Here is a 15,241-nt window from a genome sequence, read left to right on the forward strand (position 1 = left end):
CCGACACGACACCGGTTCTGTCCGGACGACCTCTCGCCGCCGATCCATCCCTCATGCCGCAATTCGGGGACCGTTTCTGGGATCTCGCGGTCGCCGGGCACGCGGGGAACCGCTACGCCAGCGAGTTCTTCATCGACTTCGAGTCACTCGGTGATGCCACCCGGCGCGAGGCCGCGCGCGAGTTTCTCTTCTGGAGACTCACCACACACCCGGTTCGTGGTGCGCTTCCTTCCATCTCGACAGTGGCGGCGGAGTGGTGGAATCTGCGATGTTTCTTCCGGTTTCTCGACACCGAACACGCTGGGATTCGCCTGGACACCGTGACACAGCCGGTTCTCGATTCCTATCTGCTTCACTGCCACGGCGAAGAACTGATGCCGAGCAGTCTGCGCCATCGCCTCCAGGTCATCCCACGCCTCCACCTCGCGGCAGAGGGCATGCCATCGGACGCGTTGGAGATCAATCCGTGGAACGGCCGCCCCCTCTCCCGCTTCATCGGCGGCCCGGCGGTGAGCAGACACGAAAACCAGACTCCCCGGATCCCGCCCAAGGTCATCGCCCCGCTGGTACAGGCCGCCCTGTTCTACGTACGTACCGCAGCACCGGACATCATCAGTGCGCGCGCCGAATTGACGGAACTGCAGGCCTCTGTCAGCGAGATCCACGGGCTGTCTCTCGCACGGCTGAACCGCTATCTCGACAGTCTTGCGGCAGGTGGGCGCGGGGTCCCGGTTCTGGACGGCACCGGTCTCCAACCGCACCTGGCCGGTTCACCCGCCTACACGTACATCATGCGCAAGTCGGGGGCGGGGCGGGATATAGCCGGCGGCTCCTACGATGACCACATCGTCAGGGCACTGGAGCGGCTCGGACCTGAGCCTGGCGGCATGGACACAACCATCACTCCGCATCCGCAGACCGGGCGCCCCTGGCGGGACAGGTTCAGTCCTCCCGCAGTCCCCCATGAGGAACGGCTCCTGCGAGCCGCCTGCTACATCCTCATCGCCTATCTGTCCGGAATGCGCGACTCCGAGGTCAAGGAACTCCGAGACGGCTGTCACTTCACCGAACGGAGTACGGACGGCGTCGTCGTCAGGCACAAAGTGCGATCGCAACTCGTCAAGGGCGGGCGAGGGGCGCCGGAGAGCTGGGTGGTCATCGAGCCTGTCGCGCAGGCCATCGAAGTCCTGGAATGCCTGCCCCACCGTGACCTGCTGTTCTGCCGACCGGTCGCTGGTCGCCCGTACTCAACGATCTCCGCCAACCGGATGAATGAGAACCTCAACGCGTTCCGGGCACACTGCGCGGACATCGGCTTTCCAGTACCCGATGTCGACGGAGAGCCGTGGAATCTCACAACGCGCCAGTTCCGCAGAACCGTGGCATGGCACATCGCTCACCGTCCGTACGGAACCGTCGCGGGGATGGTCCAGTACAAGCACCTCTCCGTAGCCATGTTCGAGGGTTACGCAGGGACTTCGCCCTCCGGTTTCCGCGCGGAAGTCGCCGCCGAAGAGGCCCTGGCCCGCTTGGCCGACATCGTGGAACGCTACGACGACTTCAAGGCCGGGGTGCGCTCGACCGCTCCAGGGGGCGCACGGACCGACAACGAGTTTGCCCGCGTACAGGAGGAATTGCAGGACTTTCCCGGCAGAGTGGTCGATGAGCGGCGCCTCCACGCCATGCTCAAGACCTCGGCGCACACTCTGCACGTCGGGACTCTGAACGACTGCTACTACCAACCCGAAACCGCGTTGTGCGAACTCGACCATCACGACCCGTCATCGCCCAGCGTGGGAAGCGGCACGCAGCGACACCGAGCGTGCGTTGACCTTCGTCGGGCTCTCGGATCTCCAGCGCACGGCTCTGCGAGGGCACACGAGCGACATCATCAGAGTGATCGAGGGAATCGACCGTGCCCACAGCTGAACCCATCGAAGCAGCCCTCAAGGCAGCGTCCGAGCGTCTGCTCCGCGGAGAACCCACCCGTAGTGACGGTTCCCTCACCGTCGCCTCACTCGCCGTTGAAGCCGACGTCAGCAGAGCCAGCGCCTACCGCTACCCCCGTGTTCTGGCGGAGTTCCGAAACCTCGTAGCCGAACGAGAAGACGCAGCCGCACCCTCAGCATCCCTCCGGCAGGAGGTCCAGTCTCTGAAAGCAGCCGAGCGTGGGCTTCGCCAGGAGCACGCGCGCGAGGTGCGGGAGCTCCGGTCCTCCATCAACGTCCTCGCACAGCGGGTTCAGTTCCTCACGCTCGAGAACCAGCGCCTCTCTCAAGCCTCAAGCCACCATGACCGGGTTACCCGCATCGACCGACGTTGAGCTGGCTCAGAACCATCTACAGCACATGTTGTAAAGGAATCTTTCTAAAGATACCTTTACAACATGTCGAACAGTCAGAAGGACGAGCCACCGGGAGCCCCTGCTCGCACGACCCAGCTCACCAACCCTCACGCTCTGCGCGCCTACGCCCATCCCACCCGCATGCGCCTCGTCGGCCTGCTCCGTACCGAAGGCCCCTTCACCGCGACCCGCGCGGCCGAGCTCACTGGCGAATCCGTCGCCAGTTGCTCGTACCACCTGCGGATGCTCGCAAAGTACGGGCTGGTCGAGGTCGCACCGGGTGGCCAGGGACGCGAGAAACCCTGGCGGGCCACTGCACGCTTCACTCAGTGGCCCAACTACTCCGAGGACCCTGCCGTCGCAGAGGCCAGCAGGGCACTGGAAACTGCGGTCGCCGAACGCTACTTCGAGCTGATCACCCGCGCCATCGAAGAGCGCCACGATCTACCGCGCGAGTGGCAGGAAGCCGAGCACATCGGCGACCAAGTGCTCTACCTGACGGCAGAGGAGCTCGCCGACCTCGGCGAAAGACTCGACCGTCTACTGCGCCCCTACGAGGACCGGCAGGGCGACCCGGCCGCCCGCCCCCAGGGCGTACGGCTCGTCCAGATCGTCCGGGCCGCCTTTCCCTTGCCGCAACGGCCCGCAGGCAACGAGGAGACTTCCATCGCTCCGGACAGCACGGGCGGCCCGCGATGACGGCCTCGGGCCGCTTATCCGCGGCCGTCCCCGACCTCCTGCGCAAGCGCTCCTTCCGCCGTTACTGGACCGGCCAGAGCATCTCCCTGGTCGGCGACCAGATATCCCAGATCGCCCTCCCTCTCGTCGCCGTCCTCGCCCTCCACGCCGACGCCGCCCAGATGGGCTGGCTCGCCACGGCCCAGCTCATGCCCGCCCTGCTGCTCTCTCTTCCCGCGGGCGCCTGGGCCGACAGCAGAGCGCACCGCCGCCGCGTCATGATCGCCACAGACCTCGCGCGGGCCCTGCTCATCGCGTCGGTTCCCATCGCGTACGCCCTGGACGCCCTCGCCTTCACGCAGCTCTACGCGGTCGCCTTGGGGATCGGCGCGTTGACCGTCCTCTTCGACGTCTGCAACACCATCCTGTTCGTCTCGCTCATCCCCGCCGAGCGCTATATCGAGGGCAACTCCCTCGTCAACGGAAGCCGGGCCATGTCCTTCGTCGCGGGTCCCAGCGCCGGCGGTCTCCTCGTCCAGTTGTTCACCGCGCCGCTCGCGCTCCTCGCTGACGCGGTGACCTATCTGGCCTCCGCCTGCTGTCTGGCACGTATGACCCCCGTCGAACCGTCGGCCGTGCCACCCTCGAAAGGACACTTCACCGCAGGCCTGCGGTGGATCCTCCGCTCGCGCGTCATGCGCGCCACGTTCGCCGGATCCGCCACGGTTCAGTTCTTCAATTTCATTTTTCACACGCTCTTCGTGCTCTACGCCACCACCGAACTCGGCCTGAGCGCAGGCGTGCTGGGGTCGGTCCTCGGAGTCGGTGCGATCGGCGGGCTGGTCGGTGCCGCCCTCACTGGCCGTCTCGTGCGCCGCGTCGGCATCGGGCCCGCCGTCGTCGTCGGCTTCGCGGCCTTCCCAGTCCCGCTGCTGCTCGTACCCCTCGCGGACGGCCCGGACACGCTCGTCCTCGGCCTCCTCTTCCTCGCCGAATTTGGTTCGTGCGTGGGCGCGATGATCGTCGACATCTCGCTGGGCTCACTTCAAACGGCCCTCATTCCCCACGCCCTGCGCGCCCGCGTCAACGGGGCCTACCGCACCCTCACCCACGGCATGCGCCCGCTGGGCGCGCTCGCGGGAGGGGCACTCGGCACGGCTATCGGGCTACGCCCGACACTGTGGATCGCAACGGCCGGAGCCGTGATGTGCCTGGTCTGGGTGCTGCCTTCGCCGGTCCCACGTATCCGCAAATTGCCCGACACTCCGCCAGAGCCAGCACCCGGCGCACCATCGGCATCGGCGTCCGCATCCTCGCCATCGTCCGGCTAGCCTCGCGTCAGAGGACCCATTTCTTCCTCGCGACTGAACGGGATCACCGGCCATGCCGACTCGACGTAGGCGGTCGCATCCGACGTACGACGCAGATACCTCTGGAACGAGGCAGCCTGCTCGGCCGCCGCACGGACTTGAAGATCATGCAGATCCGCGAGAGACAGCGATCCTATGGACGAGTACTTCTCACCCACTCTGCGTGCCGTCCGAGCGGCAGCCACTGCGTCCGCTCCCGCGTTATGCGCATCATCCAGTGGCACCCCGTAGTGGGCGCAGAGCGCCTGAAGATTGCGCCGCCCCTTCCGATACTGGTCTGCGTGCTTGTCCAGCACCAAGGGATCGATGACTGGAGAAGGCGTCGCTTCCAGCCGCTCTGTGAGCGGAGTGACGTTGTGCCGTCGGCATTCACGATCCAGAAGGGAGAGGTCGTACCGCGCGTTCATGACCACCAACGCCGTGCCGGAGTTGAGAACTTCGGTGATGGCCTGCGTGATCTCTGTGATCACGGAAGCAGTCGGGGCTCCGTGCGTGCGGGCATGCTCAGTCGTGATGCCGTGAATCGCTATGGCTTGCGCAGGGATCAAAATTCCCGGGTCGACCAGCCACGTCCGCTCCTTTGTTGGGTTCCCGTCCGGACCCAGCCTTACGAGTGCTGCGGTGACGATGCGGTCCGTCTCAATGTCGGTACCCGTCGTCTCCAGATCGAAAGCCACCATCGATTCGCTGATCCAGCTCATCACAGCACTCCGGCGGGGCAGCTGGGCGCCAGCGCGTGGCCGTTCGGTCCAAGGCGCAGCAGATCCCTACCACGCCCTGCGAGACGAGACACTTGAGACGCGTGTGGAGTGCGTGGATAAAAGGCCGCGTTGTACGCCACGACCGGGACGCCGCTCTTCCAGTACCCGGTGAGGACGCCGGCGATCGCGTCGGCGACCTGGTCGGCGGGCCTGCCCTCCGTGGCCGCCCGCTCGTTCGAAATCCCGTGCACCGCCACCGCGTCCGCCGGAATCTCCACGCCCGGATCGGCCAGCCACTCACGGCGCCCTATCGGCTCTCCGTCCTTGACCTCGATCACGGCACCCGTGACGATGCGCGCCTCGCGCGGATCGGTCCCGGTCGTCTCCAGGTCGAAGCCGATCAGCAGCTCCCGGTGCCAGCCCATGGGCGGCCCCCCTTCTTCGTGGTGCTTTCCCCCAGTGGTCTCCACGATCGCACGAGCCACTGACAGTCCGAGGACCGCGTTCCGCTTCCCGCGCCGGACACCACGTCACGACCCGGGTCGGGGCGACGTTTCAGGACACCGGGCGCGAATCCGCCCAGGCCACCTCGAACTCCTCGCGATATGTCGGGAAGAGACCCTCTTCACCGATCTCGTCCGGTTTGACCACCCGGCCGCCGCCGCGCAGCACCAGCACCGGCGCCTCCATGCCGCGGGCGCGGCGCAGATACGACTGCACGATCGCGATGCCGTCGGAGCCGTCCCCGTCGACGAGGTACGCCGTGAAGCGCGGCGTCTCGTCGTACACCTGGATCTCGAACGCGCCGGGGTCGCGCAGCCGGGCCCGCACCCGCCGCATGTGCAGGATGTTCATCTCCACGGCCCGGCTCAACTCGCCTCGTTTGAGGCCGAGTTCACGCTCACGCCGCTTGACCGCGCTGGATGCCGGGTTCAGGAAGAGCAGCCGCACCCGGCAGCCCGTCTCGGCGAGGCGCACGAGCCGCCGCCCGGAGAAGTTCTGCACCAGCAGGTTCAGGCCGATGCCGATGGCGTCGAGGCGGCGGGCGCCGCCGAAGAGGTCCTCGGCGGGGAACTGGCGCAGCAGCCGCACCCGGTCGGAGTGCACGCCGACCACGTCCGCGTACCGGTCGCCGACCAGGTCCTCGACGGCGTCGACAGGCAGCCGGCGCGCGGAGGGCACGTCGCTGCCGGCGCCGAGGATCTCCAGGAGCTTGGCCGCGGCACGCTCGGCCTGTCCCAGGACCGCCTCGGACAGGGCCCGGTTGCGGGAGACCACGTTCCGGGTGACTTCCAGCTCGTCCAGCGCGAGTTCGACGTCCCGGCGCTCGTCGAAGTAGGGCTCGAAGCACGGCCAGTGCTGCACCATCAGCTCGCGCAGCTGCGGCAGGGTGAGGAAACTGAGCACGTTGTCGTCGGCCGGGTCGAGCAGGTAGCCCTTGCGGCGGCTGACTTCGCGTACGGCGACCGCGCGCTGCACCCACTCCTGCCCGGCGGGTCCCGCGGCGGCGACCACCCAGTCGTCGCCGTGGACGGGCTCGTAGATGGGACGCAGAACAGCGGCCACGACCGCGCGCAGCCGCTGTTCGACCAGGTTCAGCCAGATGTAGGCACGGCCGGCTCGCTGGGCGCGCGTACGCACCTCACGCCAGGCGTCGGCGCCCCAGTCCAGTTCCGGTCCAATGGATCCCATCTCCATCGGCCGTGCCAGGGACACCGCGCCGGGTGGGACATCTGTGGAGTTCCCCTCGTGACCCTCGTCACCAGGAGGCAACTCCAGCCCTCCCGAGCCCACCCGCGCACCGCCTTCCGCTCCCCCGAGCTCTTCCGTGGGTCAGCCCCACTCAACGATCAAGGAAGGGTACTCCGGGAGCGGCGGGCGGTGCAGCCCGATGGACAGGTCATTTCTCAACTACCGTTTTCCACATGCCCGTTCTGGTTGGCGAGCTCGGGCGGAGTGAGCGGATTCATAGCGGTGACGTCGCGCGGAGCGAGGGAGAAGCCCTGCCAGTGGACCGGCATGGGCTGCTGGTCCTCGTCGCGCGCTATGTGGTGGAAGCCCACGTTGACCCACACGATGGGGTGGGTGAGCGTCTGCCCGTTGACGTACTTGTCGACGGACTTTCCCGCTCCGGCACCGCAGTTGAGCAGGTTGTTGGTGGCGAACTGCTCGCACTTCTTGTACTCGGTGAAGTACACGTCGTGCTGGGTGAAGGGGCGGCCGAGGTACTTGGTGGTGGCGCCCGGGACGATCTCGTAACTGCGGGCGTGGTCGTCCTTGTTCTTGCCGGTGGCGCTGACCACGCGCCACCATCGCTGATTCTTGGCGTCGCCCGCGAGTTCCTTGGTGACCTTGGTGCGGGTGGTCTTGTTGGTCGGGCCCTCGTTGCCGTTGCGGGGCGGGCTCACCACGGAGTCGTACTGCTCGACCTTGTTCTTGGAGGAGCCGTCGAGACCGAAGTCCAGCCGCCAGAAGACGTTGTGGCTGTGGCTGGTGGCGTAGGCCTTGGCGCCCTTGCCGATGGGCCAGCCGCGGCCGTCGCCCGCGTCGTAGTCACCGGGCGAGAGGCTGCCGGTGGCGCCGATGTTCATGTTGATGGCGCCGTCGTCCTGGAAGCGCCACTCGGTGATGTACTCGTACCAGCCGACCTTGTTGACGGTGTAGATCAGCAGGTCCTTGCCCTGGGTCTGGTAGACCTTGTTGCCCGTGTCGGCCTCCATCCGGTAGGCGTGGCCGCGCGAACGGGTGGTGGTGCACAGGCCGTTGACGTTCGGGTGCTGCGGGTCCCAGGCGTTGGGGATCTTCACGGTCTTGATGGTGCCGCCGGGACACTCGCCGGGCGCCATCTTCATCAGGCCCTGGCCGAAGCCGGCGCCCGTGAGGTCGTCGTACTCGGCCTTGCCGTCGTCGTAGGGGACGTGGATCTGGCCGAGCTTGGCGCTGGTGAGGACCTTGATCGGCTGGGCCTCACCCTTGGGCTGGTACGAGATGTTCTCCAGGACGAGCCCGGCCTCGCTCTCGTAGTGCCAGCACATGCGCCAGGTGGTGCCGGTGGAGAGCTTCTGCTCGATCTTGTACGCCGTGCTGCAGCTGGGGGCCGCCGCGGGCGCGGCCTTGGGCTGGGCGACGGCCGGACCCGCGGCCGTCGTCGCGCCGACGGCGAGTGCGGCCACCGAGAGACCGACCGCCGCCCGGCTGCGGGCACGACTGATTCTGTTCACGCGCATGACGAAGAGACTCCTTGCGAAAGCATGCGAAAGAAGGAGGTGAGTGGGAAAAGTGAACGGAGGCGGCTCAGCCGCCGGGAGCGCGTCGGTCGCGGCTCAGCCGAGCTTGCCGACCTTGCGAGCGCTCAGATCGATGACCAGTTGACGGGCATCGATCCAGGACCCGTTCCTGACCTTCGGGAACAGCCTCACGCAGCGGTGCTCGCCGCACTTCGCGAGAAGAGCGGGCTGGGCGCCCGGGGTCGCCCGGTAGACCATGCTGTTCAGCGTCAGCTGGTCGGGCGAGGTGAGTTCCTTGCCGGTGGCGTCCTTGTAGTCGGCCCGCAGGCCCGCGCCGAGCGGGTCGGCGATCAGCAGTTTCGCGGCCTCGGTCATCTCGTCGAGACTGATGGGCGGCTGGACACCGTGCTGGGTGTCCGTCCGCTCGACCTTCCCGCTGCCGAGGTCGACCGTCTTGGTGACGAGCGTGTCGTCCTTGTAGTCGTAGAACGTGACGTCCGCGCGGCGCCGCGCGTTCGGGTCGTCGAGTTCGTTCTCCTCCGGGTCGGCGAGGTCGACACCGATGCGCTGCGGGCCGCGCTGCCCCTCGACGTTCTCGCCGGAGGTCGACAACTGCCGGTTCAGCGCGATCTGTTCGACCCGCTTGGTCTCGTCGTCGGTCAGCGGGTCACGGCCGGTGCCCTTGTCGCCCTCGGCCGGGGCCCGCTCGACGACACCGGGCTCGACGGCCGTCTGCCCCTGTCCCTGTCCCGCCTGCTGTGCGGCCTGGTTGCCGCCGCGCAGGCCGCCCGAGCTCTCATCGGCCCCCGCCGAGCCCGGAAGGGTGATCCCGACCATCACGGCCGTCCCGGCCACCGCGACGGCGGCACCCGCCACCACCTTTCCCAGATGGCGGTGCACTATCTTGCGCACATTTCCCCCTACTCCTCTGTTTCTGCAGGAGTGATCTGAGCCCCACTGGTTCGGCATACGACGTATGCCTGGTCAGCGGGTAAGAGGGACATAAGTCATAGGAGGTTCCCTCAGTTTCGGGGAGACTCGACTCCGAGTTGCCCCCAGGGGCGCGGCACTACTGGAAGAGTCATATCCATGCAGGTCTGGCCTGGAGAGGCATATCCACTCGGTGCCACGTACGACGGCGCCGGTACCAATTTCGCGGTCTTCTCGGAGGCCGCCGACCGCATCGAGCTGTGTCTGCTGCAGGACGACGGCTCGGAGACGGCGGTGGAACTGCGCGAGAGCGACGCGTTCGTACGGCACGCGTATCTGCCGGGGATCATGCCCGGGCAGCGGTACGGGTTCCGGGTGCACGGACGGTACGCGCCTGAGCGCGGGCAGCGCGTCAACTCCGCGAAGCTACTACTGGATCCGTACGCACGTGCGATGAGCGGCTCGATCAAGTGGGGCGAGGAGGTGTACGGCTATCCGTTCGGGGCGCCCGACAAGCGCAACGACCTGGACTCGGCGCCGCACACCATGACCTCGGTCGTGGTCAACCCGTACTTCGACTGGGGCGACGACCGGCGCCCGCGCACCGAATACCACCACACGGTGATCTACGAGGCTCACGTGAAGGGCCTGACCATGCAGCATCCGGCGCTGCCCGAGGAACTGCGCGGCACCTACGCGGCACTCGCCCACCCGGCGATCATCGAACACCTGACGAAGCTGGGTGTCACGGCGCTGGAGCTGATGCCCGTACACCAGTTCGTGAACGACCACCGGCTGGTGGAGATGGGCCTCAACAACTACTGGGGCTACAACACGATCGGCTTCTTCGCCCCGCACAACACCTACGCGTCCTGGGGCGACCGCGGCCAGCAGGTCCTGGAGTTCAAGTCGGCGGTCCGGGCACTGCACGAGGCCGGGATCGAGGTCATCCTGGACGTGGTCTACAACCACACCGCCGAAGGCAACCATCTGGGCCCGACGCTGTCCTTCAGAGGCCTCGACAACGCCTCGTACTACCGCCTCGCAGACGACCCCCGCTACTACATGGACACCACGGGGACCGGCAACTCGCTCCTCATGCGCTCCCCGCACGTGCTCCAGCTGATCATGGACTCGCTGCGCTACTGGGTCACCGAGATGCACGTCGACGGCTTCCGCTTCGACCTCGCGGCCACGCTGGCCCGCCAGTTCCACGAGGTGGACCGGCTGTCGTCGTTCTTCGATCTGGTCCAGCAGGATCCGGTGGTCTCCCAGGTGAAGCTGATCGCCGAGCCCTGGGACGTCGGCGAGGGCGGCTACCAGGTGGGAAACTTCCCGCCGCTGTGGACCGAGTGGAACGGCAAGTACCGCGACACCGTACGGGACCTGTGGCGCGGCGAGCCGCGCACGCTGGCGGAGTTCGCCTCCCGGCTGACCGGCTCCTCCGACCTCTACCAGGACGACGGCCGCCGTCCGCTCGCCTCCATCAACTTCGTCACCTGCCACGACGGATTCACGCTCAACGACCTCGTCTCCTACAACAACAAGCACAACCAGGCCAACGGCGAGGACAACCGCGACGGCGAGAGCCACAACCGGTCCTGGAACTGCGGCGCCGAGGGCGACACCGACGACGCGACCGTACTCGCGCTGCGGGCCCGTCAGAAGCGCAACTTCATCGCGACGCTGATGCTCTCCCAGGGCGTGCCGATGCTCAGCCACGGCGACGAGTTCACGCGCACCCAGAACGGCAACAACAACGCCTACTGCCAGGACAGCGAGCTGGCCTGGGTGCCGTGGCCCGAGGACGACGGCGAGCTGCTGGACTTCACGCGCGCGATGGTGTGGCTGCGCCGCGACCACCCGGTCTTCCGGCGGCGCCGGTTCTTCCACGGCCGGCCCGTCCAGGGCACCCACGACGAGCTGTCCGACATCGCGTGGTTCACCCCGGCGGGCACCGAGATGACCCAGCGCGACTGGGGGTCCACGCAGGCGCAGGCGCTGTCGGTCTTCCTCAACGGCAACGCGATCTCCGAGCCGGGCCCGCGCGGTGAGCACATCGCCGACGACTCCTTCCTGCTGATGTTCAACGCCTCGCCCAAGCCCCTGGAGTTCGAGGTTCCGGTCAACCACGGGCGGCAGTGGCAGGTGGTCGTCGACACGGCCCTCCCGGACGGGGTGACGGCGGGCACGGGCGCGAAGGTCCAGGCCGGCGACCGGCTGACCCTGCTCGACCGGAGCCTGACCGTGCTGCAACGGCCCGCGTAGCCGGTCATTCGGACGTACGTCGATGACACGAAAGAGGGCGCGGCGGGTACGTAGGTTTCCATGACACCTGAGCGTCCCGAACGGGAGATCCCGGCCCCGGTGGTACCCGCCGCACCCACCGCCACCTACCGGCTGCAGCTGCAGCCGGAGTTCCCCTTCGGGGCCGCCGCGGCCGCCGTGCCGTACCTGGCCTCGCTCGGCGTCTCCCATCTGCACCTGTCCCCCGTCCTGGAGTCGGTCCCCGGCTCGACGCACGGCTACGACGTGGTGGACCACGCGCGTGTGCGCGGTGAACTGGGTGGCGAGGAGGGACTGCGCGCCCTCGCCCGCACGGCACGGGAACACGGACTCGGCCTGGTCGTGGACATCGTGCCGAACCACATGGCGATGGCCCCCCGCCACAACCACGCCCTGTGGCAGGTACTGCGCGAAGGCCCCGAGTCGCCGTACGCGCGCTGGTTCGACATCGACTGGGACGCCGGGGACGGCCGACTGCTGCTGCCCGTGCTCGGGGGCCGGCTCGGCGCGGAAATCGGCCACCTGAAGGTGGACGGCGACGTACTGCGCTACTACGACCACGTGTTCCCGCTGCGCGAGGGCACCGCGGGGCTGCCGCTGCCGGAGCTCCTCGACGCCCAGTGGTACCGCCTGGCCTGGTGGCGGCTGGCCCGCACCGACCTCAACTACCGCCGCTTCTTCAGCATTTCGGAGCTCATCGGAGTGCGCGTCGAGGACCCGGAGGTGTTCACGGCGACCCACGCGAAGATCCTGGAGCTGCTGGACGAGGGTGTGGTCGAGGGACTGCGCATCGACCATCCGGACGGCCTGGCGGACCCGGACGCCTATCTGCGCCGCCTTCACGAGGCGACCGGCGGGCGCTGGACGGTGGTCGAGAAGATCCTCGCGGACGGCGAGCCGCTGCCCGCCGCCTGGCCCGTCGCGGGCACCACGGGCTACGACGCCCTGCGGCACGTCGACGGCCTCTTCACGAACCCGGCGGGCGCGGGGGAACTCCTCGGCCAGTACCGGCGGTTCGTGGCCCCCCAGGCCGATCGGGGCGGCCGCTGGGAGGCGACGGTGCGCCGGGCGGCGTACAAGGTGATCACGCACGAGCTGGCCACGGAGTTCGACCGCCTCGCGCGCGTGGCGAGCCGGCTGTGCGCCGCCTCCCCCGACCCGAAACCGCGCGACCACGCCCCGTGGGCCCTGGCCACCGCGCTGCGCGAGCTCCTGGTGCGCGTCGAGGTGTACCGGCCGTATCCGTCCACCGACGCCTCCCTGGTCGTGACGGAGGAGGCCGCCGGAGAGGCCCGGGCGGTCTTCACGGTGCCGGAGGAGGCGCATGCCGTGGACGTCGTGCGGGACCTGCTGCTCGGGCGGGCCGGTGACGGGCCCGAGTACGCGGAGTTCCGGGCCCGGTTCGCGCAGACCTCGTCCGCGCTGCGGGCGAAGTCCGTGGAGGACACCGCGTTCTACCGCTATGTGCCCCTGCTGTCGGCCAACGAGGTGGGCGGCAACCCGGGCGCTCCGGCCGTGTCCCCGGAGGACTTCCACGCCTACTGCGCGCGCGTGCAGCGCGACTGGCCCGCCACCGGCACCGCCCTGTCCACCCACGACACCAAACGCAGCGCCGATGTCCGCGCCGCCCTCTCGGTGCTCACCCAGTGCCCCGAGCGGTGGGCGGACGTACTGGCCGAGGTGACCCGCGAGGCAACGACGGGCGTACCCGACCCCCAGCCGGCGTGGGCCGCGTGGCAGACGGTGTTCGGACTGGGTCCGGCCGACGCGGAACGCGTCCAGGGGGCACTGCTCAAGCACGTCCGGGAAGCGGGACTGCACACCTCCTGGACCGAGCAGAACCCCCCCTACGAGGAGTCGGTGGCGTCCTTCGTCGCGACGGGCCCCTGCGGGCCGCCCGGACGGCGCGTGACGGACCTCCGGGCCTCGCTCGCCCCGCACATCCGGGCGAACGTCCTGGGGGCCGCTCTGGTCCAGCTGACGATGCCCGGTGTGCCCGACGTCTACCAGGGCACCGAGGGCGAGTACCTGGCGCTGGTGGACCCGGACAACCGTGAGCCGTTCGCGCCCTTGGAGCAGGCTTCGGCGAAGGCCGCGCTCACCACGGCCGCGCTGCGGCTGCGCCGGCGGCGCCCCGAGGTCTTCGGCGACGCGGCGACGTACGTGCCGCTGGCGGCGGAGGGGCCGGGCGCCGCGCACTGCACGGCGTTCGTCCGCTCCGGGGAGGTGATCTCCGCCGTCACCCGGCTTTCGCTGCGTCTGGCGGAGGCGGGCGGCTGGCGCGACACCCGGCTCGCGCTCCCGGAAGGGCGATGGGCGGACGTGCTCGCCCCGGAGCGGGAGTTCACGGGGCACACACGTGTGGCGGAGCTCTTCGAGCCGTTGCCGGTGGTCCTTCTGGAGCGGGTCAGCGCAGACGGACCAGCAGGCTCCGGGGAGAGCGGCTGATCAGGCCGTCCGCGACGGGGTGGAAGCCCGGGGACCTGCGCAGCTCCGGGAGGGCGGCGAACAGGGCGTGCAGGCCGTGTTCCGCGGTGAGCCGGGCGAGCAGCGCGCCCGGGCAGAAGTGCCGTCCGGAGCCGTACGCGAGCTGCCCGGGGTCGGGCCGGAAGACGTCGTAGCGGTCCGGGTCGACGAACCGGGCCGGGTCACGGCCCGCGGCGCCCAGCAGACACGCCACGGTGGCGCCCGCGGGTACCGCGCCGACCGGCTCGACGGCCCGGCGCAGCACGATGTGCAGTGGGGGATCGCGGCGCAGCGACTCGGCCCAGGCCCCGGCCGTCAGCTCGGGGCGGGCGCGGACCAGCGCCAGCTGGCCGGGGTGATCGAGAAGGTTGGCGAGGAACGACGCCAGCGCGTGCGCGGTCGCCTCGCCGCCCGCGCCGAGGAGCGTCCCGGCGATCCCCGCCACCACCTCGTCGGACAGCGGGCGCCCGTCCGCCCGTGCCGTGCACAGCGCGGAAAGCAGATCGTCGCCCGGGTGGGCGCGCCGACGGGCGATGTACGGGAGCAGGAAGGCGTCGAGCTCGGGGTGGTGGCCGCCGAGGTGGTCGAGGCCGGTGCGGCACCAGGCGTGCACGCGCGCGGTGTCCTCGTACGGCAGCCCGAGTGCGGCGACCGCCGCCGCAGTGGGCAGCCAGTGGCAGAACTCGGCGACGAGGTCGGCCTCCTGACGGTCGGTGAGGCGGCGGGCGAGGACGTACGCCGTCCGTTCGACCCCGGCGGTCAGCGCGGTCAGGGCGTGTCCGCGGAACGCCGGTGAGACGAGCGCCCGGTGCGCGCTGTGCGTGCCGCCCTCCAGGTGGGCCAGGGTGCGTCCGGGCGGCGCGGCGACGAGCCGGGGGTCGGCGAGGGCGGCGCGTACATCGGCGTACCGGCTGACCAGCCACGCGCCGAACGGCCGGTCGTACACGAGCGGGAACTTCTGGCGCAGGATGCGGTACAGGGGGTACGGGTCGCGTTCGATGCCGGGGGTGAGCAGGCTCGGGGGGTCGGGCAGCCGTCGCACGACGGGCGGTCGTGTCGAGGTCGCGCGCGGTGTGACGGGGGCGACGGGGGCGGTGGGCGCGATCGTAGCGGTGGGCGCGATCGAAGCGCCTTCTGTGGGAAGGCCATGAGGACACAACACCGCGGGCCTCCCACCTCGGGTCTGCGCGCCGAGGAGCGGCACGTGGTTGTCCCAGCGGACCACCGTGGCCCCCGGAC

At 69.1% G+C, this 15,241-nt stretch carries 10 protein-coding genes and 1 pseudogene; 5 read left to right on the top strand and 6 right to left on the bottom strand.

Annotated elements, in window-relative coordinates:
* Positions 1-53: 53 nt before the first annotated feature.
* The 3 genes from ACIRA5_RS43235 (at position 54) to ACIRA5_RS43245 (ending at position 4,353) form a co-directional block, all read left to right on the top strand.
* Positions 54-2,096, top strand: coding sequence for a hypothetical protein (locus ACIRA5_RS43235; RefSeq protein WP_403700965.1), 2,043 nt, complete (start codon positions 54-56; stop codon positions 2,094-2,096).
* A gap of 290 nt (positions 2,097-2,386) precedes the next feature.
* Positions 2,387-3,043: a helix-turn-helix domain-containing protein gene (locus ACIRA5_RS43240; protein ID WP_403700967.1), complete on the top strand. Its 657-nt coding sequence runs from the start codon at positions 2,387-2,389 to the stop codon at positions 3,041-3,043.
* Complete coding sequence (locus ACIRA5_RS43245) at positions 3,040-4,353, top strand: MFS transporter (protein ID WP_403700970.1); 1,314 nt, start codon at positions 3,040-3,042, stop codon at positions 4,351-4,353. Before ACIRA5_RS43240 ends, ACIRA5_RS43245 begins: the two co-directional genes overlap by 4 nt.
* On the opposite strand, the gene ACIRA5_RS43250 is transcribed toward ACIRA5_RS43245, so the two are convergent.
* The 5 genes and pseudogenes from ACIRA5_RS43250 to ACIRA5_RS43270 all read right to left on the bottom strand — a co-directional run bounded on the left by ACIRA5_RS43250 (position 4,350) and on the right by ACIRA5_RS43270 (position 9,232).
* Positions 4,350-5,093: a 3'-5' exonuclease gene (locus ACIRA5_RS43250; protein ID WP_403700973.1), complete on the bottom strand. Its 744-nt coding sequence runs from the start codon at positions 5,091-5,093 to the stop codon at positions 4,350-4,352. The two genes, ACIRA5_RS43245 and ACIRA5_RS43250, sit on opposite strands and share 4 nt — an antisense overlap.
* Before the next feature lie 119 nt (positions 5,094-5,212).
* Positions 5,213-5,518, bottom strand: a pseudogene (locus ACIRA5_RS43255) (exonuclease domain-containing protein); the annotation flags it as partial.
* Positions 5,519-5,648: 130 nt separating this feature from the next.
* Positions 5,649-6,887, bottom strand: a complete 1,239-nt coding sequence (locus ACIRA5_RS43260; RefSeq protein ID WP_190173009.1) for an SAV2148 family HEPN domain-containing protein — start codon at positions 6,885-6,887, stop codon at positions 5,649-5,651.
* A gap of 113 nt (positions 6,888-7,000) precedes the next feature.
* Positions 7,001-8,320, bottom strand: a complete 1,320-nt coding sequence (locus ACIRA5_RS43265) for a copper amine oxidase (RefSeq protein WP_403700976.1) — start codon at positions 8,318-8,320, stop codon at positions 7,001-7,003.
* Positions 8,321-8,416: 96 nt separating this feature from the next.
* Positions 8,417-9,232, bottom strand: coding sequence for a Tat pathway signal sequence domain protein (locus tag ACIRA5_RS43270; protein WP_403700979.1), 816 nt, complete (start codon positions 9,230-9,232; stop codon positions 8,417-8,419).
* Between the two features lie 177 nt (positions 9,233-9,409).
* Between ACIRA5_RS43270 and glgX the strand changes: the two genes are divergently transcribed.
* Entirely contained in the window at positions 9,410-11,518 is a 2,109-nt protein-coding gene (gene glgX, locus ACIRA5_RS43275) for a glycogen debranching protein GlgX (protein WP_403700982.1), read from the top strand.
* A gap of 60 nt (positions 11,519-11,578) precedes the next feature.
* Positions 11,579-13,984, top strand: a complete 2,406-nt coding sequence (treY, locus tag ACIRA5_RS43280) for a malto-oligosyltrehalose synthase (protein ID WP_403700985.1) — start codon at positions 11,579-11,581, stop codon at positions 13,982-13,984.
* Here treY and ACIRA5_RS43285 read toward each other — a convergent pair.
* The gene (locus ACIRA5_RS43285; RefSeq protein ID WP_403700988.1) at positions 13,944-15,044 is read right to left on the bottom strand and encodes a cytochrome P450; all 1,101 of its coding nucleotides are present in this window, start codon (positions 15,042-15,044) and stop codon (positions 13,944-13,946) included. The genes treY and ACIRA5_RS43285 overlap by 41 nt on opposite strands.
* Positions 15,045-15,241: the final 197 nt, after the last annotated feature.

Source organism: Streptomyces sp. NPDC096311, from assembly GCF_044763085.1.
GTDB lineage: Bacteria > Actinomycetota > Actinomycetes > Streptomycetales > Streptomycetaceae > Streptomyces.